This window comes from Aliarcobacter vitoriensis (assembly GCF_003316695.1).
Taxonomy (GTDB): domain Bacteria; phylum Campylobacterota; class Campylobacteria; order Campylobacterales; family Arcobacteraceae; genus Aliarcobacter; species Aliarcobacter vitoriensis.
Genome location: NZ_PDKB01000036.1, coordinates 1 through 2499, shown reverse-complemented (window position 1 = coordinate 2499; position 2499 = coordinate 1). Strand labels below are relative to the sequence as shown.

Genomic DNA, 2499 nt, shown 5'->3' with positions numbered 1-2499 from the left:
GTATAAAGAATATTACATTTTGTAAGATTTTATTTATACCCTTAAGTATGAGTTCCAAAGTAAAAAGGAAAGTATATTTTTGTATCGAAATTTTAATCTCAAAATTAAATAAATACTTTGAAACCCATGCTTGAAGATATTATGGAACTGGGACTTCAGTCCCAGCCTTATTTTATGATTGGACTGAAGTCCAATTTCCAAAAAATCTAAAACTCCATTTTCATAGAAACTGCGACACTTCTAGGGTCACCTAAGTAAAAATTACTAGCCCAATAATCTTTTCCAGTTAGGTTAGATACGTTTACTAAAAATGTTGTAGGATATTTGTCTAATTTAGTTTTATATCTTAAACCAGCATCGTAAAGTGTGTATGATGGCATAATATCTGTATTTAATCTATCTACATACTTTTTACCAGTATAGTATGCTCCACCAGTTACTGTTAAACCACTTATAAATGGTAAATTATACTCTGCATAAAGTTTTGCCATTTTTGAAGCTGCATTTGTTGGTTTTTTACCTTCTAATGTTTTATCATTTAATTTTTCTACTTCTATATCCATAAAAGTTCCTCCACCAAACAATGTAAGATTATCACTAACTTTTCCAGTCAATGTTAGTTCAATTCCTTGATGAATTTGTTCTCCATCTTGAACATATTTTGGTTTTGGAATTGCATTATCAGAATATTGATTTGCTTTTTCGATTCTAAATAATGCACTTGTTAATAATAATTTATCATCTAATAAATTATATTTTACTCCAACTTCATATTGTTTGCTAACTAATGGTGGTAAGACTTCATTGGCATTACTAAATTGAGTTCCTACAATAATACCTTGTTCTAAACTTTCTATATAAGTCATATATGTTGTTAAATCATCAAATGGTTTATACATAAGTGAGAGTGTAGGAGTTAATTCTGATTTATCATATTTTGAACTTTCTTCACCATCACTATAATTTGTTTGAATTACAGTAGCATAATTAAATCCAACTAAAGCACTCCATTTATCAGTAAAAACTATATCATCACCTATTAAAATATTTTTATATTGTGTTTTTGCACTAGGTATAATTTCACTATTGTCTATTATAGCATTTGGTATAGGCAATTTTTTTATTTCATTTAATGGTATTCCATAAAAATCTTCATATTCAAACCAATTTCTGGCTATTGAATATTTATAATAATTTTCTGAATAACCTACTGTTAAAAGATGATTTATTCCTAAAGTTTCAAATTTACTATCTAAATATATATTTCCTGCATAATTCTCAAATTCATCTGGTTGATTTGAATATTTTGTATTTTCAATATCATATAAACCATCTGGTCTTATATAAGCCAATGTATCACCCTTTGTTTTACTATCTGATTTTTCATAAATAAAAGAGCTTCTAAAAGTAAAAATATCATTTATATCCCATTTTATACTTGGCATAAATCTATCATTTGTTTCTGTTGTCTTATTCCAATCTGGTGAATAGTTTTTACTTGTATCTATAATAGGTCGAATAGAGTCTTTATCACTAAGACTAATTGAAAGCTTTTGATTTGTTCTTTCTAATTTTCTATGAGCATAATTTAAATCCATAGTAAAATTATCAGTCGGTTTATAGTCAAAAGATAAACTTACAAATTTTTGTTCTTTGCCAATATCTGCTACACTATCTCCATCTTGATATAAAGCATTTATTCTATATCCAAAAACTTTTTTTTCATCTATTTGTCCACTTAGGTCTATATGTCCGTAGTATTGCTCACCACCATAGTTTCCTAAAGTAATACTTCTTTTATCTTCTAATGTTGGTTTTTTAGTTACATAGTTTACCGCTCCTCCAACTCTTCCACCACCATATAAAAATCCAGTTGCACCACTAATAGTTTCAACTCTTTCTAAATCTTCCATAGTTGTAAAACTATAAAAATCAGCTAGTGGCATACCATTTACAACCGCATTATTTGAATTAAATCCTCTAATAACAGTAACATAATTACCTGTTGGTCTATCACCACCATCTTGAGTTAAAGGGTTCATTTTAAAAATTTGTGCCATACTGTTAGCTTGTACATTTTCAATTAAATCTTCTGCAATTATATTCATTGAGTACGGTGTATCTTGTAAGCTTCTTTTTCCCCATAGTCCAACACCAGTTATATTTTCAGTTAAGTATCCAGCTTCTGCACTTCCATTTTTACCACTTTTAACAGAAATATCATCTAAGATATAAGTACCATTAATCACTTTTACAGAAGATATTGGTTTTATGATTATTGCTCCATCTTCTATAATAGCTTCTAAACCACTATTTTCTAATACTTTATCTAAAGCATTTTTTGTTCCTTCTATATCTTTGATAGCATTTGTTGTTTTTCCTTCAAAAATAGAACTATTAGCAATATATGGAATATTCGCTTTTTTAGATATTTTTTCAATAGCATCTTTTAAAGATGATTTATCTAATGAATAGCTTATATTATCTGCATAAACATTT

At 27.7% G+C, this 2499-nt stretch carries 1 protein-coding gene; it reads right to left on the bottom strand.

All coding sequences use genetic code 11. The annotated features are described in order from the left end of the window. Positions 1 to 206 precede the first annotated feature (206 nt). Positions 207 to 2499, bottom strand: a 2293-nt coding sequence (locus tag CRU91_RS11980; RefSeq protein WP_146951624.1) for a TonB-dependent siderophore receptor, incomplete at its 5' end; no start/stop codon positions are given.